This is a genomic window from Sphingomonas sp. Xoc002 (assembly GCF_050408055.1).
Classification (GTDB): Bacteria; Pseudomonadota; Alphaproteobacteria; order Sphingomonadales; family Sphingomonadaceae; genus Sphingomonas; species Sphingomonas yabuuchiae.
In genome coordinates this window covers 3222846-3244912 of sequence record NZ_CP191175.1, presented here as the reverse complement: position 1 = coordinate 3244912, position 22067 = coordinate 3222846, and the positions used below count along the sequence as shown (strand labels likewise).

Annotated in this window: 17 protein-coding genes; 11 read left to right on the top strand and 6 right to left on the bottom strand. The window is 66.8% G+C overall.

The window, feature by feature from the left end:
• Nucleotides 1–165 precede the first annotated feature (165 nt).
• Both ACQR50_RS14930 and ACQR50_RS14925 read left to right on the top strand, forming a co-directional pair.
• Nucleotides 166–810, top strand: a complete 645-nt coding sequence (locus ACQR50_RS14930) for a DUF47 domain-containing protein (RefSeq protein WP_042483828.1) — start codon at nucleotides 166–168, stop codon at nucleotides 808–810.
• 10 nt (nucleotides 811–820) lie between these two features.
• Nucleotides 821–1834: an inorganic phosphate transporter gene (locus tag ACQR50_RS14925; protein ID WP_294269797.1), complete on the top strand. Its 1014-nt coding sequence runs from the start codon at nucleotides 821–823 to the stop codon at nucleotides 1832–1834.
• Between the two features lie 391 nt (nucleotides 1835–2225).
• Here ACQR50_RS14925 and ACQR50_RS14920 read toward each other — a convergent pair whose 3' ends face one another.
• From ACQR50_RS14920 to ACQR50_RS14910, 3 genes are read right to left on the bottom strand one after another with little or no spacing between them, the layout of a single operon-like run.
• Nucleotides 2226–3647, bottom strand: coding sequence for an efflux transporter outer membrane subunit (locus tag ACQR50_RS14920; protein ID WP_428968902.1), 1422 nt, complete (start codon nucleotides 3645–3647; stop codon nucleotides 2226–2228).
• Entirely contained in the window at nucleotides 3644–6838 is a 3195-nt protein-coding gene (locus tag ACQR50_RS14915) for an efflux RND transporter permease subunit (protein WP_056436807.1), read from the bottom strand. The genes ACQR50_RS14920 and ACQR50_RS14915 overlap by 4 nt, the downstream gene beginning before the upstream one ends.
• Complete coding sequence (locus ACQR50_RS14910; RefSeq protein ID WP_428970718.1) at nucleotides 6838–8100, bottom strand: efflux RND transporter periplasmic adaptor subunit; 1263 nt, start codon at nucleotides 8098–8100, stop codon at nucleotides 6838–6840. The genes ACQR50_RS14915 and ACQR50_RS14910 overlap by 1 nt, the downstream gene beginning before the upstream one ends.
• 260 nt (nucleotides 8101–8360) lie before the next feature.
• Between ACQR50_RS14910 and ACQR50_RS14905 the strand changes: the two genes are divergently transcribed.
• From ACQR50_RS14905 to alr, 9 genes are all read left to right on the top strand, one after another.
• A complete protein-coding gene (locus ACQR50_RS14905; protein ID WP_219020874.1) occupies nucleotides 8361–8516 on the top strand; it encodes a hypothetical protein in 156 nt (51 codons plus the stop codon).
• Between the two features lie 108 nt (nucleotides 8517–8624).
• Nucleotides 8625–8792, top strand: a complete 168-nt coding sequence (locus ACQR50_RS14900; RefSeq protein WP_428968901.1) for a hypothetical protein — start codon at nucleotides 8625–8627, stop codon at nucleotides 8790–8792.
• A 9-nt stretch (nucleotides 8793–8801) separates the two neighbouring features.
• On the top strand, nucleotides 8802–9437 hold the full coding sequence (locus ACQR50_RS14895; RefSeq protein ID WP_428968900.1) for a YoaK family protein: 636 nt from the start codon (nucleotides 8802–8804) through the stop codon (nucleotides 9435–9437).
• A gap of 113 nt (nucleotides 9438–9550) precedes the next feature.
• Nucleotides 9551–11068, top strand: coding sequence for a CoA-acylating methylmalonate-semialdehyde dehydrogenase (locus ACQR50_RS14890; RefSeq protein ID WP_428968899.1), 1518 nt, complete (start codon nucleotides 9551–9553; stop codon nucleotides 11066–11068).
• Between the two features lie 127 nt (nucleotides 11069–11195).
• Entirely contained in the window at nucleotides 11196–12338 is a 1143-nt protein-coding gene (locus tag ACQR50_RS14885; protein ID WP_428968898.1) for an acyl-CoA dehydrogenase family protein, read from the top strand.
• A gap of 116 nt (nucleotides 12339–12454) precedes the next feature.
• Nucleotides 12455–13504, top strand: a complete 1050-nt coding sequence (locus ACQR50_RS14880) for an enoyl-CoA hydratase/isomerase family protein (protein ID WP_428968897.1) — start codon at nucleotides 12455–12457, stop codon at nucleotides 13502–13504.
• Between the two features lie 13 nt (nucleotides 13505–13517).
• Nucleotides 13518–14294 carry an enoyl-CoA hydratase gene (locus ACQR50_RS14875; RefSeq protein ID WP_428968896.1) on the top strand — a complete coding sequence of 259 codons (777 nt, stop codon included), beginning with the start codon at nucleotides 13518–13520 and terminating at the stop codon, nucleotides 14292–14294.
• A gap of 146 nt (nucleotides 14295–14440) precedes the next feature.
• Nucleotides 14441–15316, top strand: coding sequence for a 3-hydroxyisobutyrate dehydrogenase (mmsB, locus tag ACQR50_RS14870; RefSeq protein ID WP_428968895.1), 876 nt, complete (start codon nucleotides 14441–14443; stop codon nucleotides 15314–15316).
• A gap of 96 nt (nucleotides 15317–15412) precedes the next feature.
• The gene (alr, locus tag ACQR50_RS14865) at nucleotides 15413–16441 is read left to right on the top strand and encodes an alanine racemase (RefSeq protein ID WP_428970717.1); all 1029 of its coding nucleotides are present in this window, start codon (nucleotides 15413–15415) and stop codon (nucleotides 16439–16441) included.
• Between the two features lie 50 nt (nucleotides 16442–16491).
• Here alr and ACQR50_RS14860 read toward each other — a convergent pair whose 3' ends face one another.
• The 3 genes from ACQR50_RS14860 to ACQR50_RS14850 form a co-directional block, all read right to left on the bottom strand.
• Nucleotides 16492–19665: a TonB-dependent receptor domain-containing protein gene (locus tag ACQR50_RS14860; RefSeq protein ID WP_428968894.1), complete on the bottom strand. Its 3174-nt coding sequence runs from the start codon at nucleotides 19663–19665 to the stop codon at nucleotides 16492–16494.
• A 210-nt stretch (nucleotides 19666–19875) separates the two neighbouring features.
• Entirely contained in the window at nucleotides 19876–21048 is a 1173-nt protein-coding gene (locus ACQR50_RS14855; protein WP_076717449.1) for an acetyl-CoA C-acetyltransferase, read from the bottom strand.
• Nucleotides 21049–21070: 22 nt separating this feature from the next.
• Nucleotides 21071–22066: an alpha/beta fold hydrolase gene (locus tag ACQR50_RS14850; protein ID WP_428968893.1), complete on the bottom strand. Its 996-nt coding sequence runs from the start codon at nucleotides 22064–22066 to the stop codon at nucleotides 21071–21073.
• Nucleotide 22067: the final 1 nt, after the last annotated feature.

The window sequence follows — 22067 nt, the reverse complement described above, 5'->3', positions numbered from 1 at the left end:
GTAACCCGGTTTTGCTTGACGGGGGGCCTGCGTCTGGTCAGGGGGGCGGCGTTCGTGCCATCCTCGGTTCTTGACCCTTTCACGGTCCGGCGTTTCGTCGTGGCCCGATCGGTCATGGCCTGAAGACGTGCACGTTATCGGATCACTATCGGGGTTTACCGACTGATGTTCGCCTGGTTCCAACGCCTCCTGCCGAAGACGGGAAATTTCTTCGAGCTGTTCGAGGCGCAAGCCGCCACTATCCTTGCGGGGGCCGAAGCCACCGTTCGGCTGTTCGACAGTCAGGGCCACACCGCCGACGAGATCGCCGTCGTCGCCGCGCGCGAGCATGACGCCGACGAGATCACGCGACAGGTGCTGACCTCGGTCCGCTCGACCTTCCTGACGCCGTTCGACCGTGCCTCGATCACCTCGCTGATCGGTTCGCTGGACGATACGATCGACGAGATGAACGCGGCGGCCACTGCGATCGGCCTGTACCGGCTGACCAACTTCGCGCCTGAGATGCGCGAGATGGCGGCGGTCGCGGTCGAGGCGGCCCGGCTGACCGTCGAGGCGATGCCGCTGATGCGCGACGTCGCGCGCAACGGCGACCGCCTCCATGCGCTGACCGAGGAACTGGTCCGGCTGGAAGGTCGCGCCGACGAGATCCATGCGGCAGGCCTGAAGCGTACGCTGGACGAATGCGGCGAGCGCGACACGTTGCGCTTCGTCATCGAAAAGGAAGTGTACAAGCATCTGGAGCGCATCCTCGACGCGTTCGAGGATGTCGCCGACGAGATCGACGGCATCGTCATCGATCACGCCTGAGGCGCGGATCATGCACGAACTCGCCTTTCCGCTGCTGGCCGGCCTGATCCTGGTCGCGTTGGCCTTCGATTATCTCAACGGCCTGCATGACGCGGCCAATTCGATCGCGACCGTGGTGGCGACGCGGCTGCTGTCGCCGGTCGCGGCGGTGGTGTTCGCGGCGTTCTTCAACTTCGCCGCCTATTTCCTGACCGTCGCCTTCCCCAGCCTGCACAAGGTGGCGGAGACGGTCGGCAAGGGCCTGATCGCCCAGGACGTGGTGACGCCCGCCGTCATCTTCGGCGCGCTGGGCGGGGCGATGGCGTGGAACGTCATCACCTGGCTGCGCGGCATTCCGTCGTCGAGCAGCCATGCGCTGGTCGGCGGGCTGGTCGGTGCGGGCGTCGCGCATGCGGGCATGGGTGCGGTGCAATGGGCGGGTCTCAACAAGACGCTGCTCGCCATCGTGCTGTCGCCGCTGCTCGGCATGATGCTGGCGATGCTGGTCATGCTGCTGAGCAGCTGGGCGTTGCGCCGTTCGACGGCGGGCGGGGCGGAGCGCAGCTTCCGTGCCCTGCACCTCGTCTCGTCGGCCGCCTATTCGCTCAGCCACGGCCTGAACGATGCGCAGAAGACGATGGGGATCATCACCGTCCTCCTCTATTCGACCGGCCGCCTGACCGGCCCGTTCGAGGTGCCGCACTGGGTCGCCATCTCCTGCTACGTCGCCATGGCGCTGGGCACGATGACCGGCGGCTGGAAGATCATCGAGACGATGGGCAGCCGCATCACCAAGCTGTCGCAGCATCAGGGGTTCAGCGCCTCGACGGCGGGCTCGATCGTGATCTTCTGCGCCTCCGCGCTGGGTATTCCGGTGTCGACGACGCACACCATCACCGGCTCGATCATCGGCGCGGGCGTGGCGCGGCGCGCCTCGGCGGTGCGCTGGGGCGTGGCGGGCAATGTGGTGATCGCCTGGATCATCACCATTCCGGCCTCCGCCGTGATGGGGGCGGGCTTCTACCTGCTGACCCGGTTGTTCTGATCAAGGGGAGGGCGAAGGTCCTCCCCTTTTTTCTTATACCTTGCGTCGTTCAGCCTGAGCCGTGTCGAACGCGGCAGGAGATAGAGGGCGATTGAGCCTTCACCTCCATCTTCAAGTCAGCCACCCCGGCGAAGGCCGGGGTCCAGTTGCGGTGCGCTGTCGAGGGCGGGCCACCATTGCCTACCAGGCAACCGGGCCACGTGCCTTCAAGGACATGGCAACTGGGCCCCGGCCTTCGCCGGGGAACAGATGAGTATTCAAGTGGGTGCGGGGAGCGCAACCTCTGCGTCCTCAGCGCCTCTGCGCGAACCGAAATCCCTTGGCCTTCGACTTCGCTCAGGCTCAATGGAAGTAGGGGGCGAGCCTCGATCAGCCCACCCCCCTCAAACCCTCACGACCCGGTAACCGGCCCCCCGGCCGCTTGGAACAGGGCGACCGTGTCGGTCATCCGCGCCGCCTTGGCCTGGATCAGCTGCGACCGGGCCTGCGCGTCTGTCGCGGTCGCATTCAGCAGTTGCAGCGTCCCCACATCGCCCAGCGCCAGCTGCCGCCGCGCGAAGGTCAGCGCCTGGCCCGCCGCGTTGCTCGCCCGCTGGGCCGCATCCAGCGCCTGCGCGTCGGTGGACAGGCCGGTCAGCGAGTCCGCGACATTGCCGAACGCCTGAAGCACCGCCTGGCGATATTGCGCCTTGGCCCCGTCCAGAGCCGCCTCCGCCGCCTTTTGCTGGTGGCGCAGCGCATTGGCGTGGAACAGCGGCTGGGTGATGCCGCCGAGCAGCGCCCAGAAGGGATTGCCGCTCTTGAACATGTCGCCGAAATTCTGCGACGAGCCACCGGCATTGGCCGACAACTGGATGCTGGGCAGGCGGGCGGCGATGGCGGCGCCGACATCGGCACCCGCACCCTGCAACTGCGCTTCGGCGGCGAGCACGTCGGGGCGGCGATGGACGAGCTCGGACGGTACGATGGCGGGCAGTTCGGTCGGCAGGGTCAACTGCGACAGCTCGGGCAGCGGCGGCAGCGCCGAACCCGCCGGGCGGCCGATCAGCGTCGCGATGACGGTGCGCTGCGCGGCTTCGGCGCGGACCAGCGGGGGCAGGGCGCCCTCGGCGGTGGCGAGCGCGGCCTGCTGCGTCGCCACGTCGGAAGCACCGACCGCGCCCAGCCGCTGACGCTGTTGCAGCGCGGTCAGGATGTCGCGGTTGACCTTGACCGCAGTCTGCGCGGCGGCGACCTGTTCGGCCAGGCTCGCCCGCTCGATCAGGGCAGTGACGAGGTTCGCCGCGACCGTCATCCGCGCCGCGTCCAGCTGATGCCGCTCGACCTCGGCCCGTGCGACGGCTGAGCGAACCTGCGCCCGGTTTCCGCCGAACGCATCGACGTCGTAGGAGACGCTGACCTGCGCGGTATGCAGCGTATAGAGAAGCTGATTCTCATCGGCGACCGCCGAAGACAGCGAGTCCGACACGCGATTGCGCTGCGCCTGATAGCTTAGACTGCCTTGGGGAAACAGCAGCGAGCCACGCGTCGCCCGCGCCTGTTCCCGTGCCTGCCGCAAAGACGCTTCGGCGACCCCCACATCATTGTTATGCGCCAGCGCCTCGGCGACCAGCGCGTCGAGCTGGGCATTGCCGAAGGCGTGCCACCATTCGGGCGCGACGCTCGCCGACACGGTCTGCGCCGGGCCGGTCGCCGGGGCAATGACCGGCGCGGGAGCCATGGGCGGCAGGCTGGCATGGGCGTCCAGATCATGTGGGCCGACTGCACAGGCCGAGACGCAGGCGAGCAGCGGCAGGGTCAGGAAACGCTTCATGCCGGAACCCCGGATTCAGGAGTGGTGGTATCGTCCTGGTCGTCGACCATCGGATCATGCTTCTTCTTGCGCTGCGACAGCGGCAGGCGGGTCGAATAGCGGCTGATCAGCACCGGCAGGACCAGCAGGATCAGCACCGGGGCCAGCGTCATGCCGCCCACCACGACCAGCGCGAGGGGCTTCTGCACCTGGCTGCCGATCCCGTGCGACAGGGCGGCGGGCAGCAGGCCGATCGCGGCGACCAGACAGGTCATGACCACCGGGCGCAGGCTGTTCTTGACGGTGGTGGCCAGCGCATTTTCACGCGGCGCACCCTCGTCGATGGCGTTGTTGAAGGTGGTGACGACCAGGATGCCGTCCATCACCGCGATGCCGAACAAGGCCACGAAGCCGATCGCCGCCGAGATGCTGAACGCCGTGCCGGTCAGGGCCAGGGCCAGCACACCGCCCACGACCGCCATCGGGATCGCCGAGAAGGCGAGCAGGCTGTCGCGCATCGAGCCGAAATTGGCATAGAGCAGCAGCAGGATGAGCACGAGGCTGATCGGCACCACGATCTCCAGACGGGCGATCGCGTTCTTCAGATTGTCGAGCTCGCCCGCCCATTCCAGATGATAGCCCGGCGGGAGCTGGACATTCTGGTTGATCCGCGCGCGCGCTTCTTCGACCGCGCCGCCCAGATCGCGGCCACGCACCGAGAATTTGATCGGGACGTAGCGCTCCTGATGCTCGCGATAGATGAACGAGGCGCCGCTGGTCAGCTTGACGTTGGCCACCTCGGACAGCGGCACCTGGATGGTCCCGTTGCCGTCGGGCGAGGGGGCGCCGATGGTGATGTTGCGCACCGATTCCAGCGAGTCGCGCTGGGTCGGCTGCAACCGCACGATGATCGGGAAGTGCCGGTCGGTGCCGGGTTCGTACAGGTCGGCGGACGACTGGCCACCGATGGCGGCGGCCACCGTCTGGTTGATGTCGTCGGGCGTCAGGCCATAGCGGGCGGCCTTGGCGCGATCGACGTCGATCCGCACGGTCGGCTGGCCCAGGATCTCGAACACGCCGAGATCCTCGATGCCCTTCACCTTGGCCATCTGCGCCTTGATCTGGTTGGCCAGCTTTTCCAGCGTGACCAGATCGGGGCCGAACAGCTTGATCGAATTGGCGCCCTTCACGCCCGAGGCGGCTTCCTCGACATTGTCCTCGATGATCTGCGAGAAGGAGAAGTCGACGCCGGGATATTTTTTGGCGAGCCGGGTCGACAGTTCGTCGATCAGCTTCTCCTTGGTCATGCCGCTCGGCCAGGTGTCGAACGGCTTCAGCGGCACGAAGAACTCGACGTTGAAGAAGCCGGTCGCGTCGGTGCCGTCATCCGGACGACCATGGGCGGACAGGACCGCCGTGGTCTCCGGATAGCTGGCGATGATCTTGCGCACCTCGTTGGTCACCTTCTCGCCCGCCTCCAGGCTGATCGAGGAGGGCAGGGTGGCGCGGATGTACATGTTTCCTTCTTCGAGGTGCGGCAGGAACTCGATGCCCAGCGAACGCACGCCGACGACCGCGAGGACCATCATCAATGCCGCGCCGCCGAGCGTCACCACCTTGTTGCGCAGCGCGAAGGAGGCGGCGGGTTCATAGACCGCACGCAGCTTGCCGACGATGAACGTTTCGGTCTCGGCCAGCTTGTCCGGCAGCAGCAGCGTCGAGAGCACCGGCGCGACGGTGAAGGTCGCCAGCAGGCCGCCGCTGATCGCATAGGCATAGGTCTTGGCCATCGGGCCGAAGATATGGCCTTCCACCCCGGTCAGGGTGAACAGCGGCAGGAAGCTGGCGATGATGATCGCGGCGGCGAAGAAGATGCCGCGGCTGACCTCCGACGAGGCGCCCAGCACCGCGCCGAAGCGGCTGGCCAGGGTGTAGCGACCCTGGCCGTTCTCCACGGCGGCGGAGCGTTCGACCATGTGGCGGAAGATATTCTCCACCATGATGACGCAGGCATCGACGACGAGGCCGAAGTCCAGCGCACCCACCGACAGCAGGTTCGCACTCTCCCCCTGGAGCACCAGGATCAGGATCGCGAAGGCCAGCGCGAAGGGGATGGTCGCTGCCACGATGATCGCCGAGCGCAGATTGCCGAGGAACAGCCACTGGAGCGCGAAGATCAGGAGGATACCGACCACCATGTTTTCCATGACGGTATGGATGGTCAGGTTGATCAGGTCGGAACGGTCGTAGATCCGCTCCAGATGGACGCCGGGGGGCAGCACGCCGCTGTCGTTGATGTTGGCGACCTCGGCCTGCACGGCCTTGATCGTCGGCATCGACTGGGCGCCGCGCTGCATCAGGACGATGCCCTGCACGATGTCGTCGTCGTTATTGTACCCGGCGATGCCCATGCGCGGCGCGTTGCCGACCTTCACGGTCGCCACGTCCTTGATGAGCACGGGCGCGCCGCCCGCCTCGCCGACCAGCACGTTCTGGATCGCGTCGGGCGACTGGATCAGGCCGATGCCGCGCACGATTGCGGCCTGTTCGCCGAAGTTGATCGTCTGGCCGCCGACATTGCCGTCGCTCTTGGACAGCGCCGCCAGCACCTGCGCCACGGTGACGCCGTGGGCGTTCAGCCGGTTCTGGTCGATCACCACGTCATAGGCGCGCAGCTTGCCGCCCCACCCCGTCACGTCGATCACGCCCGGAATCCGCTTGAACCGGCGCTGGAGCACCCAGTCCTGCAGCGTCTTCAAGTCCATCACCGAATAGCCCTTGGGCGCGGAGATGCGATAGCGATAGATTTCGCCCACCGGCGAGGTCGGCGACAGCGTCGGCTGTGCGCCCCCGGCCAGCGGCGGCAGCTGCGACAGGCGGTTGATGACCTGCTGGCGCGCCTGTTCGTTGGTATAGTCGTAGGTGAACTGGATCTTGATGTCCGACAGGCCGAACAGGCTGATCGCGCGGATCGCGGTCAGGTGCGGGATGCCCGCCATCTGGACCTCGATCGGGATGGTGACGTTGCGCTCCATCTCCTCGGCCGACAGGCCTTGGGTCTGGGTGATGACCTCGACCATCGGCGGAACCGGGTCGGGATAGGCCTCGATGTTGAGGTTGATGAAGCCGATGACGCCAGCGACGATCATCGCGAAGAACAGGCCGACGATCAGCAGTCGCTGACGCAGCGCAAAGTCGACGATGCGGTTCATTATTCGCCGATCCCCGCTTCGTTGACGAACAGCGCGCCCGAGGTGACGATCTTCTCGCCCGGCTTCAGGCCGGAGGTGATGGTGACCAGGCCATTCGCCGAGTCGCCGGTCTGCACATCGCGCGCGACCAGCAGGCCGTCGGGCCGCATGATCCAGACACGGGCATTGTCGCCTTCATGGATGACGGCGGCGGCGGGCACGCGGATCGCCTCGCCTGCGTTCAGATGCTTGATCGCGAAGCTGGCGAACATCTGCGGCTTCAGCGCCTTGTCCGGGTTGGGGATGGAGGCGCGGACGGGCAGGCGGTGGGTCTGCGGGTCGAGCGCGGCACCGACCAGATCGATGGTGGCGTGGAAGACGCGGCCGGGCACGGCGGGCGTCGTCACTTCGACCGGATCACCGACGCGGACATTCTCGGCATCGCTCTCGGCCACCTGCGCGATCAGCCAGACGCGCGAGGGGTCGGTGATGGTCATCACCGGCTTATCGCCGCCCTGCGAGACATATTGGCCCGGCGCGACGTCGCGCGAGGCGACGACGCCGCTGATCGGGGCGACCAGCGTGGTGATGTCGTGAATGCCCGAGCCCTGGCCCGCATTCTCCAGCCGGTTGATCTCGCCCTGCGACTTGCCGAGGATCGCCAGCTTGTCACGCGCGGCACCCAGCGAGGCGGCGGCGGTGCGCGCGGTCGCCTGCGCGGCGGCGAGATCGGCCTTGGCCTGCTGAAAATCCTTCAGCGCGCCGCCGGCGGTCTCGTAGATCTGCTGCTGGCGGTCGGCGTTGCGCTGCGCCGCGACCAGCTGCGCCTGCGCATTCTGGTACGCCGCGCGCGCCGAGAACAGGCCCGAGCGGGCATCGACGAAATCGCTGGTCTTGATCAGCAAAAGCGGCTGGCCCTGGCGCACCGTCTGGCCCGCATCGGCCAGTACCCGCACCACCTGACCGGCATAGGGCATCAGCACCGGGGTCGAGCGGGTCGCATCGACGGTGATCGCGCCGGTCGCCATCGTCTGGTCGCCCGACGCGCCCAGCCCGACGCGCATCGTCGGCATCGCCGCCAACTGGTCCTTCGACAGGCGCAGCGTGCCCGGCGGCGGCGGGGCGGGGGGCGTCTCATCCTTGTGCGTCAGCTTGCCGATGACCGTGAACAGGACCAGTGCCCCGATCAGGACGGCGGCGGCGATGCCGACCCAGCGCCATTGCTGCGCGGAGGACAGGCGGCGGGTCTCGGGTAGCGTTGCGTCGGCGGGATTGACGTGCATCGGGCTCTTTCGGCGCAAGAAGGCGGATATTAGCCCGGCCGATAGGGGCCGCCCCCTGACCCGGCCCTTACGGGTTCCTTACGAGACGTTCATGATCGGGCGCGGCCGGATCGTCCGAAAATCCTCGAAAATTGCCAGAAAGGCCCGATTTCAGGACCTTGGGGGGAGGCTCGTCGATATGACCGCCCTGTCACCCGTCAGGAACAAAAGTCACGATTCGTCGTTGAAAACGAACGGCTCGACATAAGGGAGGGTATAAGATGGCCAGTCACATGCCGCCGCCACGGATTTCCGACATGCCGCGCGAGCAGCGTCTGGACGCGCTCTATCGTCGTGCGGCCGAGGATCGCGCCCGGTACATGGCGCTGCGCACCCGCAAGCCCGGCCTGCTCGACCGGTTGCTTCACATGTTCTGATCGATTTGGGTCGCGTGCGTCAGGGAAAGGTACGACGCGCGACGACGTCGTACGGCCCGTGGGCGCAGACGCTTTTCGCGACGCATGTCACTATGACCTAGCGCCATCATGATTATGACGAACGAAGACAGCGCCGACACGGTCAACCAGATTTCCACCAGCGCACCCGCCATGCCCTCTCCCCATGCTCCGAACCGCGCCAACGCGCCTGCTCCCGATCCGATCCCTTCACGCGCCGCAATATCCTTTGGTCACGCCGCACCCGCCGCGATATAGCTGCCCACGATGATCCGATCCGACCGCCGATCCTGGCCGCTGGCCATCTGGCTGGCCCTGTTGTCCGGTTATGTCGATGCGATCGGATTCCAGCAGCTTGGCGGCTATTTCGTTTCCTTCATGAGCGGCAATGGCACGATGCTCGCGGTCCAGTTGGCCGCACCGCACGGACCCTTGGCGGGTGCGGTCGCGATATTGGCGATGCTGCTGGCGCTGTTCGTCGTGGGCGTGCTGGTCGGCACGCTGATCCGGCTGGCGCTACCGCGCATCGGGCAGGTCGCAGTGCTGCTGCTGGTCGCCTTGCTGCTGGGCGGCGTCGCGCTACTGGGGGGATGGACCGCGCCCGCCATGGTGCTGGCGATGGGCGCGACCAACGCCACCTTCGAGCGCGACGGCGAGGTCAGCATCGGCGTCACCTATATGACCGGCACGCTGGTCAAGATCGGCCAGCATCTGGCGCACACCGTCGCGGGGCGGGAGCGGTGGGGCTGGCTGCCCTATCTGCTGCTCTGGTCCGGATTTCTGGTCGGTGCCGGTCTGGGGGCGCTGGCCTTTCCGCTCTGGGGACTCGCCTCGCTGGCGGCGGCGGTGGCGGGCGCGCTGATCGCGGCGGGAGCGGCCTGGCGGCTCTGTCCGGCGGTCTGACGCACGCGGACACGGGCTCGCCGCCTTTTTGGTCGACCCGACTTGGATTTCACGCGAGAGCAATATAATTACAAGCGAAAGAGTCGGGCATCAGACCCGAAACAGGAGAGCTTATGCGCGTGATCGACCATTTGGTTGCCGGCGGACAGACCGCGACCGACGCCGCCGGAACCCGTCCCGAGGGTCGTCTGGGTGATGTCTTCGACCCCAATAGCGGCCAGGTTCAGGCCCGCGTGATACTGGGCGACGCCGCGCTGCTCGAACGCGCCGTGGCCGCCGCCCAAGCCGCGCAGCCGGGCTGGGCCGCAACCAATCCGCAGCGCCGGGCGCGGGTGATGTTCCGCTTCAAGGAACTGGTCGAGCAGAATATGGATGCGCTGGCGCATCTGCTCTCCTCCGAACATGGCAAGGTGATCGCCGACGCGAAGGGCGACATCCAGCGCGGGCTGGAGGTGATCGAGTTCGCCTGCGGCATCCCCCACGCGCTGAAGGGCGAATATACGCAAGGCGCAGGGCCGGGCATCGACGTCTATTCGATGCGCATGCCGCTGGGCATCGGGGCGGGGATCACGCCGTTCAACTTCCCCGCGATGATCCCGATGTGGATGTTCGGCGTCGCCATTGCCTGCGGCAACGCCTTCATCCTGAAGCCGTCCGAGCGCGACCCCTCGGTCCCCGTCCGCCTGGCCGAACTGATGCGCGAAGCGGGTGCGCCCGAGGGCATCCTTCAGGTCGTGCACGGCGACAAGGCGATGGTCGACGCGATCCTCGACCATCCGGCGATCAGCGCGGTCAGCTTCGTCGGCTCGTCCGACATCGCGCATTACGTGTACCGGCGCGGCGTCGAGGCGGGCAAGCGCGTCCAGGCGATGGGGGGCGCCAAGAACCACGGCATCGTCATGCCCGACGCCGATCTGGACCAGGTGGTGGCCGACCTGTCTGGCGCGGCCTTCGGCTCGGCGGGCGAGCGGTGCATGGCGCTGCCGGTCGTGGTGCCGGTCGGGGACAAGACGGCGGATGCGCTGCGCGAGAAGCTGATCCCGGCGATCGACGCTTTGCGGGTCGGCGTTTCGACCGACGATCAGGCACACTACGGCCCGGTGGTGAACGCCGCGCACAAGCGCCGTGTCGAGGACTGGATTCAGACCGGCGTCGACGAGGGCGCGGAGCTGGTCGTCGATGGCCGCGGCTTCCAGTTGCAGGGTTATGAGGAAGGCTTCTTCATCGGCCCGTCGCTGTTCGACCGGGTGACGCCCGCCATGCAGAGCTACAAGGAGGAAATCTTCGGCCCGGTCCTCCAGATCGTCCGTGCCCCCGATTTCGAGACGGCGGTCCGCCTGCCCAGCGAGCATCAATACGGCAACGGCGTCGCGATCTTCACCCGCAACGGCCACGCCGCGCGCGAGTTCGCGGCGCGGGTCGAGGTGGGGATGGTCGGCATCAACGTGCCGATCCCGGTGCCGGTGGCGTATCACAGCTTCGGCGGCTGGAAGCGCTCGGCGTTCGGCGATGTGAACCAGCACGGCATGGAGGGGGTCCGCTTCTGGACCAAGGTGAAGACGGTGACGCAGCGCTGGCCGGATGGTTCGGCCGATGGCGGCAATGCCTTCGTCATCCCAACGATGGCGTAACAGCACGCCCCTCCCGTTTACGGGAGGGGATGGGGGAGGGAAAGCCACAGGCGGCGGTCTCGGTGAGACTCCTTGCCCTCCCCAAACCCCTCCCGCCTGCGGGAGGGGCTTCAGAAGTGGAAGCAAAATGACCCAATTCGACCTCACCGACGAGCAGCGCGAGATCCAGGAACTGGCACGCCGCTTCACCGCCGACCGCATCACGCCGTTCGCGGCCGAGTGGGACGAGAAGCACATCTTCCCCCGCGACACGATTAGGCAAGCCGCCGAACTCGGCTTCGCGGCGATCTACGTCTCCGAAGAATCCGGCGGCATCGCGCTCGGGCGGCTGGAGGCGGCGCTGATCATGGAGGCGATGGCCTATGGCTGTCCCTCGACCAGCGCCTTCATCTCGATCCACAATATGGCGTCGTGGATGATCGACCGCTTCGGCGATGCGGATGTGAAGGACCGTTACCTGCCAGACCTCGTCACCATGGAGCGCATGGCGAGCTATTGTCTGACCGAGCCGGGTTCGGGCTCCGACGCCGCCGCGCTCAAGACCCGCGCGGTCCGCGACGGCGACCATTATGTCGTCTCCGGCTCGAAGCAGTTCATCTCGGGCGGCGGCGAGAACGAGGTCTATGTCACCATGGTCCGCACCGGCGAGGACGGGCCGAAGGGCATTTCCTGCCTGGTGATCGACAAGGACACACCCGGCGTTTCCTTCGGCGCGAACGAGCGCAAGCTGGGCTGGCATTCGCAGCCGACGCGGCAGGTGACGTTCGACAATGTCCGCGTGCCGGTCGCCAACCGGCTGGGCGCGGAGGGCGAGGGGTTCCGCATCGCGATGATGGGGCTGGACGGCGGGCGGCTGAACATCGGCGCCTGCTCGCTGGGGGGGGCGCAGCGCTGCCTGGACGAGGCGGTCGCTTACGTGAAGGACCGCCGCCAGTTCGGCAAGGCAATCGCCGAGTTTCAGAATACGCAGTTCACCCTGGCCGACATGGCGACCGAGTTGGAGGCGGCGCGCGCGCTGCTCTATCTCGCTGCCGCCAAGGTGACCGACAACGCGCCGGACAAGACGCGCTTTGCGGCGATGGCCAAGCGGCTGGCGACCGATACCGGATCGTCGGTGGTCGACCGCGCGCTGCAACTCCATGGCGGCTACGGCTATCTGATGGACTACCCGATCGAGCGCTTCTGGCGCGACCTGCGCGTGCATTCGATCCTGGAGGGCACGAACCAGGTGATGCGGATGATCGTCGGGCGCGATTTGCTGAAGGATTAAGCCGTTCCCCGGCGAAGGCCGGGGTCCAGTCTCCACGCGGCCGGTGGCGCGCCTCATACGTTACCAAAACTGGGCCCCGGCCTTCGCCGGGGAACGGGAAGGGGTTAAGGAAAGACATGACCCAAGACCTGATCGTCACCCGCGAAGGCCCGGTGGGGCGGCTGCGGCTCAACCGGCCCAAGGCGATCCACGCGCTGACCCGCGAGATGTGCGAGGGCGTGCTGGCCGCGCTGGAGGACTGGCGCGGCGATCTGTCGGTGGAGGCGGTCATCATCGACCATGCCGAGGGGCGCGGCTTTTGCGCGGGCGGCGACATTCGCCTGCTGGCGGAAAGCGGTGCGGGCGACGGTGAGGCGGCGCGGGGCTTCTTCCATAGCGAATACCGGATGAACCACCGGCTGTTCACCTATGCCAAGCCGATCGTCGCCTTCATGGACGGCATCACCATGGGCGGCGGCGTCGGGATTTCCGCGCCTGCCCGCTTCCGGATCGCGACCGAGAATACCCGGTTCGCCATGCCCGAGACGGGCATCGGCCTGTTCCCCGATGTCGGCGGCGGCTGGTATCTCTCGCGCCTGCCGGGGCGGATGGGCGAGTATCTGGCGCTGACCGGCCACCGGCTCGACGGGGCGGAGGCGCATGCTTTGGGGCTGGCCACCCATTATCTGTCGTCTTCTACGCTAGACGAGGCAAAGGCTGCGATCATCGCCGCACCGCAGGAGATTGCCGCGACGCTCGACCGGTTCTCTACGCCCGCGGCCGACGCGAAAATCATGGCCCATGCCGCCGAAATCGACCGTCTCTTCGCCGCCGATACGCTGGAAGAGATCATCGCCATGCTGGAAGCGGACGGCGGCGAATGGGCGGCGCAGCAGCTCGCCGTGCTGCGCACAAAATCGCCCCAATCCTGCAAGGTGTCGCTGCGTCTGCTGCGCGAGGGAAGGCTGTCCACCGACTTCGCCGACGAGATGCGCCGGGAATACGGCATCGCCTCCCGCGTGGTGCAGCGCCCCGATTTCGTCGAGGGCGTCCGTGCGCTGATCGTCGACAAGGACAATGCGCCGCGTTGGAACCCCGCCACGCCGGAGGGCGTGACCGACATGATGATCGACCATATCTTCGCACCCATGCCCGAAGGGCAGGCCTGGACACCCGACGATCGCTGAGAAGGACGCCCGCATGACCGACTACAACACCCTGATCGTCGAGCGCCGCGAGGCGGTGACCCTGGTGACGCTCAACCGGCCGCAGGCGCTGAACGCGCTCAATGCCGAACTGCTGTCCGAACTGCTCGACGTGATGTGCGCCTATGACGCCGATCCCGAACAGCGCTGTGCCGTCATCACCGGCAGCCCCAAGGCCTTTGCGGCGGGCGCGGACATCAAGGAAATGCAGGAGATGGACTTCGCCGCCATGTATGGCGGCAACCATTTCACCGGCTGGGACGACTTCACCCGCACGCGCAAACCCATCATCGCGGCGGTCGCGGGCTATGCGCTGGGCGGCGGCTGCGAGCTGGCGATGATGTGCGACTTCATCCTCGCCGCCGACACCGCCAAGTTCGGCCAGCCCGAGATCAAGCTGGGCGTGACGCCGGGCATGGGCGGCTCCCAGCGGCTGGCCCATGCGGTCGGCAAGGCCAAGGCGATGGAGATGTGCCTGACCGGCCGGATGATGGACGCCGAGGAAGCCGAGCGTTCGGGCCTCGTCGCGCGCATCGTCCCCGCCGCCGACCTGGTGGAGGAGGCGCTGAAGACCGCCGCCACCATCGCGGGCATGGCCCCGATCGCGGTCAAGGCCAATAAGGAAATGGTCAACGCCGCCTTCGATATGGGGCTGGCGCAGGGTGTGCAGTTCGAACGGCGGCTGTTCCACGGCCTGTTCGGCTCGGCCGACCAGAAGGAAGGCATGGCCGCTTTCGTCGAGAAGCGTGCGCCGATCTGGACCAACCAATAATGAGTCTCACGCCCCTCCCGCAGGCGGGAGGGGATGGGGGAGGGCAGGGAGTCTCACCGAGACCATCGCTCGCGGCCTTTCCCTCCCCCAACCCCTCCCGCCTGCGGGAGGGGGGCATAAGAAAAAGAAGAAATTAGGAGAGCAACATGGCGCGGATCGCCTTTATCGGCCTGGGCAATATGGGCGGCGGGATGGCTGCCAACCTCGCAAAGGCGGGGCATGACGTCCGCGCCTTCGACCTGTCTGCGGACGCGCTGGCGGCGGCCAAGGCGGCCGGGTGCCTGCCGGTCGACAGCGCCGTGGCGGCGATGGAGGGCGTCGAGGCGGTCGTGACCATGCTGCCCGCCGGGACCCATGTCGAGCGCGTCTATGCCGACGCCGTCTTCGCCGCCGCACCTCCGTCCGCGATCCTGATCGATTGCTCGACCATCGACGTCGCCACCGCGCGCCGCGTCGCGGAGGCGGCACAGGGCAAGGGCATGATGGCGGTCGACGCGCCCGTGTCGGGCGGAATTGCGGCCGCCAAGGCGGGGACGCTGACCTTCATGGTCGGTGGTTCGGAACAGGCCTTTGCCCGCGCCGAGCCGTTCCTGTCCGCCATGGGCCAGGCGGTGATCCATGCGGGCGGCAACGGCGCGGGCCAGGCGGCCAAGATCTGCAACAACATGCTGCTCGGCGCGACGATGATCGCGACCTGCGAGGCGTTCGTGCTGGCCGAGAAGCTGGGGCTGGAGGCGCAGACCTTTTACGACATCGCCTCGGTCTCGTCGGGGCAGAGCTGGTCGATGACCCGATACTGCCCCGTCCCCGGCGTCGGCCCGGAGACGCCCGCCGATCATGACTATCAGGGCGGCTTCGCGGCGGCGCTGATGCTGAAGGACCTGAAATTGGCGATGCAGGCGGCCCAGGATGCAGGCGCGACCACGCCGATGGGCGAGCGGGCGGCGGAGCTCTATGCGGCGTTCGTGGGAGAAGGGCAGCCGCCGGTGGACTTTTCGGGGATCATCCGCACGCTGCGGTGAACCCCGCCCTCCGTTCAGGCTGAATGGGGCAGGGGGCAAGGAAAAGCCCATCGCGCCTTTTCCCCCTGACCAATGCCGCCTAAAGCCCGGAGGGTGATGGAAATACCCGCTCCCCTCCGCCTGCGTGTCGACCGCGATGCGCTCACGTCCAACTGGCAGGCGCTCGATCGGTTGAGCGGGGCGGCGGCGTGCGGGGCGGCGGTGAAGGCCAACGGTTATGGCCTGGGCGCGGGGCTGGTCGCCGAAACGCTGGCCAAGGCCGGATGCCGTGATTTCTTCGTCGCCAACTGGGCCGAGGCGCAGGGCTTGGCCCCGCTGGGCGTCACGCTGTCGGTCCTGCACGGCTTGCGCGCCGAAGACCTGCCCGCCGCGAAAGCCGGGTTCGCCCGCCCGGTGCTGAACACGCCGAACCAGATCGCCCGTTGGCGCGACAGCGGCGGCGGCGTTTGCGACGTGATGGTCGATACCGGCATGAACCGGCTCGGCGTGTCGGTGCAGGCGGTGCGGGACGGCCTGCTCGACGGCCTGACGATCGGGACGCTTGTCAGCCATCTCGCCTGTGCCGATGAGGATGTCCCGATGAACGGACATCAGCGCGAGGCCTTTGCTAGCCTGAAGGGCCGCACCGGCGCACGACGCATGAGCCTCGCCAACTCGGCCGGAATCGGGCTGGGCGCGGATTATCATTTCGATCTGACCCGGCCGGGACTGGCTCTGTACGGCGGCCTGCCGCGCTCCGATATGGCGGGGCATCTCCGCCAGGTCGCCTGGCCCGAAGCGCAGATCCTCCAGCGCCGCCTTGTGCCTGCGGGCGAGACGGTCGGCTACAATGCCACCTGGACTGCGCCCGCCGATACCGAGGTGGCGATCCTCAATCTGGGCTATGCCGACGGCTATCGCCGCGCGCTGTCCGACCTTGGGGCGGCGGTGGCCGATGGGGAAAGGCTGCGCGTGCTGGGCCGGGTGTCGATGGACCTGCTGGCGGTCGACGTGACCGCGCGCCCGGACCTGGCCGAAGGCGACTGGCTGGCCATGGACTATGACCTCGCCGCCGCCTCCGCCGCGTCGGGTGTGTCGCAATATGAGTTGCTGACCGGCCTCGCCCAGCGTTTCGCGCGGGCATAAAAAAGGGGCCTTCCCGAAGGAAGGCCCCGATCAACTTCGATCCGTTGGGATCAGAAGTTGGCCTTGAACCCGGCATAGAAGAACCGGCCGATATTGTCGTACGGATCGCCCGACGCCGTACCGATCAGATCGTAGGGCGGCTTCACGTCGGTCAGGTTGTCCACGCCGACATAGAAGCGGAACCGCTCGGTGGCGTTGAAGCCGACCTGGATCGAGTGGTAGAACGCCTCGGGATAGTAGACGACCGGATAGGCGTCGGGATTGCGCGCCGGACGGCCGTCATAGCTGTTCTGCGTTTCCCATTCGCCGATGGTCGACTTGCCTTCGTAACGCAGGCGATACTGAAGATCGAAGGTTTCGAAGTTCAGGTTGCCGACGAACTGGCCGCGCCATGCGGAATAACCCAGCTCGCTCTTGTACCGATCGCGGAAGGTCGGATCGCCCACATCGGTATAGCCGTTGTTTTGCGCCACATAGCTGGCCAGGACACGAAGGCTCAGGGTGCCGGTGTCGCTGATCTTCGTACGGTACGACAGGTCGAAGTCGATGCCCGAGGTTTCCAGCTTGGCGAAGTTGAAGCCCTGCGAGAAGAACGACGGACCCGTCGGGGTCAGCGGAACGGTGGTGCCGCCATGGATCACGCTCGACTGACCGGCGAACGTGCCGTTCGGATTGCGGATGACGGCGGCGCAATACTGGTTGTTGATGCCGCTGGGATTGTCATAGCACTGGTTGATCAGCGTCTGAGCCGCCAGCGAGACGATCGCGTCCTTGATCGTGATGTTGTAGTAATCGACCGTGAACGACAGGCCACGGATCGCCTGCGGCTGGAACACCGCACCGATGGTGAAGCTGTTGCTCTTTTCGGCGTTCAGGTTCGGGTTGCCGCGATTGACGCCCGCGATGCTGGCTGCCGTGCCGTTGGTGAACGGTTCGGTCGTGCCGTTGAACGTCTGGGTCGTCGGCACACCCGCTGCCGCGCAGTTCCGGGCGCGGTTGGGGTTGTTGTTGATGTTGTTCTGGCTGCACGGATCCGACGGCTGGGCGAAGGTCTGGTTGTTGGCCGTGAACAGTTCGCCCAGTGAGGGCGCACGGACCGAACGGGCATAGCCGCCACGGATCGTGATGTCGCGGATCGGCGACCAGATCGCATTCAGATTGTACGTCCAGGGCGTTCCGGCATTGCCGACATTGTAGTGCGACACGCGGGCAGCGCCGGTCAGCGTCAGTTCGTGGAAGAACGGACGATCGGCCAGCAACGGCACGCTGAGTTCGCCGAACGCTTCCTTGATGTCGTAGGCAGGCGGCGCGAAGGTCGGGATGGCGTTCAGGAACGTCGCCCCGCTGGCGGTCAGGTCGTCATACTTCGAATAGGCCGTCTCGCGACGATATTCACCGCCCAGCGAGAAGGTGACGTCGCCGCCCGGCAGGCGGAACAGCTTGCCGTTGATGAAGCCCAGCAGGTCGAACTGCTCGGCCTTCTGCTTGCGCGTCGAGGTGACCGAGAAATAGTTCAGCGCGGCTTGGCTGACCTGGCCCTGGCCGAACAGGTTGATGGGCACGCAGGCCGCGTCGTCATTGGCGGTCGAGGCGTCGGCATTGATACCGCAAACAATCTGACCGGCGGCGTTGCGCACGGCGTTGATCGAGTTGTTGTACTTCTGCGTGACGTAGTTGCCTGCCGTCCGGTAGAAGGTGTCGAGGCGGCCATAGTTCGCCGACACTTCGTAATGCCAGCCTTGGCCGAAATCGCCCTCGACGCCGCCGACGATGCGGAAGGTCTCACGCGTATGGTCTTCGCCGCGACCGCCGAAGTCGACGTTGAAGCGCTGCGCCACGAAGGTCGTGGCACCCGGTGCCAGCGCCTGTTGCAGCGTCGAGCGGGCCTGGTCGGTCAGATACGGGTTGTTGATGCTGAAGGTGTTGTTGGCGAAGGTCGGCTGACCTTCCTGCAACGACTTGATGCGGACATACTTGGCTTCGATGAACGGCTTGAAGGCGTCTGAGATATCGAAGTGCGCCAGCAGGTTGCCCGAAGCGCGCTCCATGCGCGGCTGCAACATGCCCAGCAGACGCAGCGTCGAGCCACGGCCGCCGACGCAGTTGGTCGAGGCGGGACGCAGATCGGCAACGCAGTTGTTGGCGGTCAGCGTACCGTCCGGGTTGAACAGGAAGTTCCGGCCATATTGCGACAGCGGATTGGCGCTGCCGACATTGGCGATGCCCGTGCAGGTGAAGGCACGACGCGCGGCGAAGGCTGCCGCCGACTCGCCGGTGGCCGCGACCGTCGGGCACGAGGACGCGAACACGCCACCTTCCGAGATGGTGCCGTTGCGCACGCCGGTCAGGAAGTTGGTGTCGGGGATGCCGTCACCGGTCGACGGCTCGCCGCCGGTACGGATCACGCCGCCGTTCGGGTTCAGCTGCGGGCCGGTGTTCTGTACCGCGTTGAACTGGCGACGGCCCGAAAAGGCGCCGGTGATGTCGTCGCGATCGGTGAAATAGACGACGTCCGAGAAGGAATATTCGGCCGACGCGGCGATGTTGCCGCGACCCTCGGCGAAGTTCTTACCGGCGGTCAGTGCGCCGAAATAGGAGCCGCGCGTCCCGTGGCTGGAAATGCCGCTCTGGCCGGTGGCGCGAAGGCCCTCGAAGTCGCGCTTCAGGACGAAGTTGACGACGCCCGCCATGGCGTCCGAGCCGTACACGGCCGAGCTGCCGCCGGTCACGACGTCGACGCGCTCGAGCAGGTCGGTCGGGATGGTGTTCGTGTCGATCACGAAGCTGCCCGGCTGCGCGGTTACGTGGCGGCGACCGTTGACGACCACCAGGGTGCGCTGCGTGCCCAGACCGCGAAGGTCGAGCAGGTTCAGGCCCGAGGTGCCGATGAAGCGGGTCGAGTTCGCCTGGCTGTAGGTCGTGCGCAGCGCCGGCAGCTGGTTGAGCGAGTCACCCAGGTTCAGGTTGCCGGTCGAGGTCAGCAGTTCGGCGGTGACCGACGTGACGGGGGTCGGCGAGTCCAGGTTCGGACGAGCCAGACGCGAGCCGGTGACGACGACGTCGCCCGCCGCCTGTTCGCTACGCTCGGCGACGTTGGGATCGGTCGCGGCATCCTCTTGCGACTGCGTCGCGGTGGTGCCCGAGGTGGCGGTCTGCGCGAACGCGGCGACCGGCATCAGGACCAGGGTGCTGGCCAGCGCAGAGGCTCCCAGCAGGGTACGCATATTCATTCTTTACCCCCAATATGACGGATCGTTCATGTCCGTTCATCGCAGGGAAAGAAATTTCCGACGGGAAAACAAGCGCTGACGCAACGCTTTCTGAAAATTGCGTCAGCATAGTTGCAGGGATGTGACAGCTTCGACACATCCCTGCAATCTAACGGTTAAACGCGAAATTTTCGAAAAGTAGCGTGTTTATCGCTCAACACACGTTTAGCGTTCGAGGCACATGGCGATGCCCATGCCGCCGCCGATGCACAGCGTCGCCAGACCCTTCTTGGCGTCACGCTTCTGCATTTCGTAGATCAGGGTCGTCAGCACACGCGCGCCGCTGGCGCCGATCGGGTGGCCCAGTGCGATCGCGCCGCCATTGACGTTGACCTTCTCGGGATCGAGGCCCAGTTCCTTGCCGACCGACAGGGCCTGTGCGGCAAAGGCCTCATTGGCTTCGATCAGGTCGAGGTCGCCGATGGTCCAGCCCGCCTTTTCCAGCGCGCGCTTGGTGGCGGGGACGGGGCCGATGCCCATCACCGACGGATCGACGCCTGCCGAGGCCCAACTCTTGATCGTGGCGAGGATCGGGGTCCCGCGCTTCTCGGCTTCCTCGCGACTCATCAGGACGATGGCGGCGGCGCCGTCGTTCAGGCCCGAGGCGTTGGCGGCCGTGACCGTGCCGTCCTTCTTGAAGGCGGGGCGGACGCCCGACACGCTTTCGATGGTCGCACCGGCGCGGATATATTCGTCGTCGGCGACGACCGTATCGCCCTTGCGGCCCTTGATGGTGACGGGCGCGATCTCGTCCTTGAAGCGGCCCTCGCCGCGTGCCTTCTCGGCCAGGTTCTGCGAGCGGACCGCGAACTGGTCCTGCTGGTCGCGGGTCACCTGATACTGCTCGGCGAGGTTCTCGGCGGTGATGCCCATGTGATAACCGGCAAAGGCGTCGGTCAGGCCGTCATGCACCATGGTGTCGACCATGGTCAGCGGACCCATCTTGGTGCCGCCGCGCATCGTCTGGGCATGGGGCGAGAGCGACATCGATTCCTGGCCGCCCGCGACCACGATGGTCGCATCACCATTGGCGATCGCCTGCATCCCCAGCGCCACGGCGCGCAGGCCCGAGCCGCAGACCTGGTTGACGCCGTAGGCGGGGACCTCCTTGGGAATACCCGCGGCCATCGAGGCCTGACGCGCCGGGTTCTGGCCCTGCGCGGCGGTCAGCACCTGGCCGAGGATCACCTCGGACACGTCTTCGCCCTTGATGCCCGCCTGTTCGAGCGCGGCGGTGATCGCCACCCGGCCGAGTTCGTGCGCGGGCGTGGCGGCAAAGGCGCCCAGGAAGCTGCCCACGGGGGTACGCTTGGCGGCGGTAATGACGATCTCGGTCATGAAGGCTCCTTTAGGTTCGGATCTATCTAGGTGTTGGGAGGGCGGTGATCCAGTCGGCGAGCGGCTGCCAGAGCTGTTGCTCCGCACGGCCGCCGACGACCATGCCGACATGACCCGTGCCCCCCGCTCGCCGGTCGGACAGGCCGATGGCGGTGGCGGCGGGAACGATCCGATCGGCGGTGGCGATGAATTCGACGCTAGGGGCGTCGCATTGCGATGGCGTGACGGTCGCCCCGGCGACGCGCCATTGGCCCTGGCCGGGACGATCCTCGGCGATCAGTTCCTCGAACAGCTCGCGGCCGAAAGCATGGGGTAGAGGGGCGCCCCGGTTGGCCCAGTCCTCCAACCGGACGAAGCGGCGGGCGGCGTCGCTGCGCGGATCGAGTTCGGCGAAGGCTGCATATTTGGCGATGGTGCGCGCCGGATCGAGCCGCCAGAAGCCCGCCTGCAACGCCTCCATGGGAACGAGGCCGAGCGCTTCGGAGGTCGGCTTGATCGCGGCCCATTGCCCGGCCATCGCGGCACGGGCTTCGTCGCCATAGCCGGTGAAATGCCATGGTGCGGCGATCGCGGCCAGCCCGGCGACCTTGCTGCGCGCCGCCGCAGCCATGGCAAGCGTGCCGCCCAGGCAATAGCCGACCAGCACCGGCGGCTGTGGCAGGCACGCAATCAGCGGAAGCAGGAAGCGTTCGACATGGCCCGCAACGTCGATGTCGCGGTCCTTCACGCCCGGCGTCCCCCAGTCGACCAGCCAGGGACGGAAACCCTGTCCACGCAGCCAGCGGATCAGCGAGCGGTCGCGCGCCATGTCGAGGATGGAGGGCGGGTTGATCAGCGAGGGGATGAACAGCACCGGCCGTCCTCCGCCTCCCGCATCGCGCAATTTTACCCGGCCGCGCCGCCGCCGGACGGGCAGGGCGCGCATCGGCCGCTCGCGCTTCGCCTCCTGAAACCGGCGCAGTCCCGCCAGCGCGGCCTGTACCAGCTCGGGATTTTCCGCAGCCTCGCTGCGCAACATT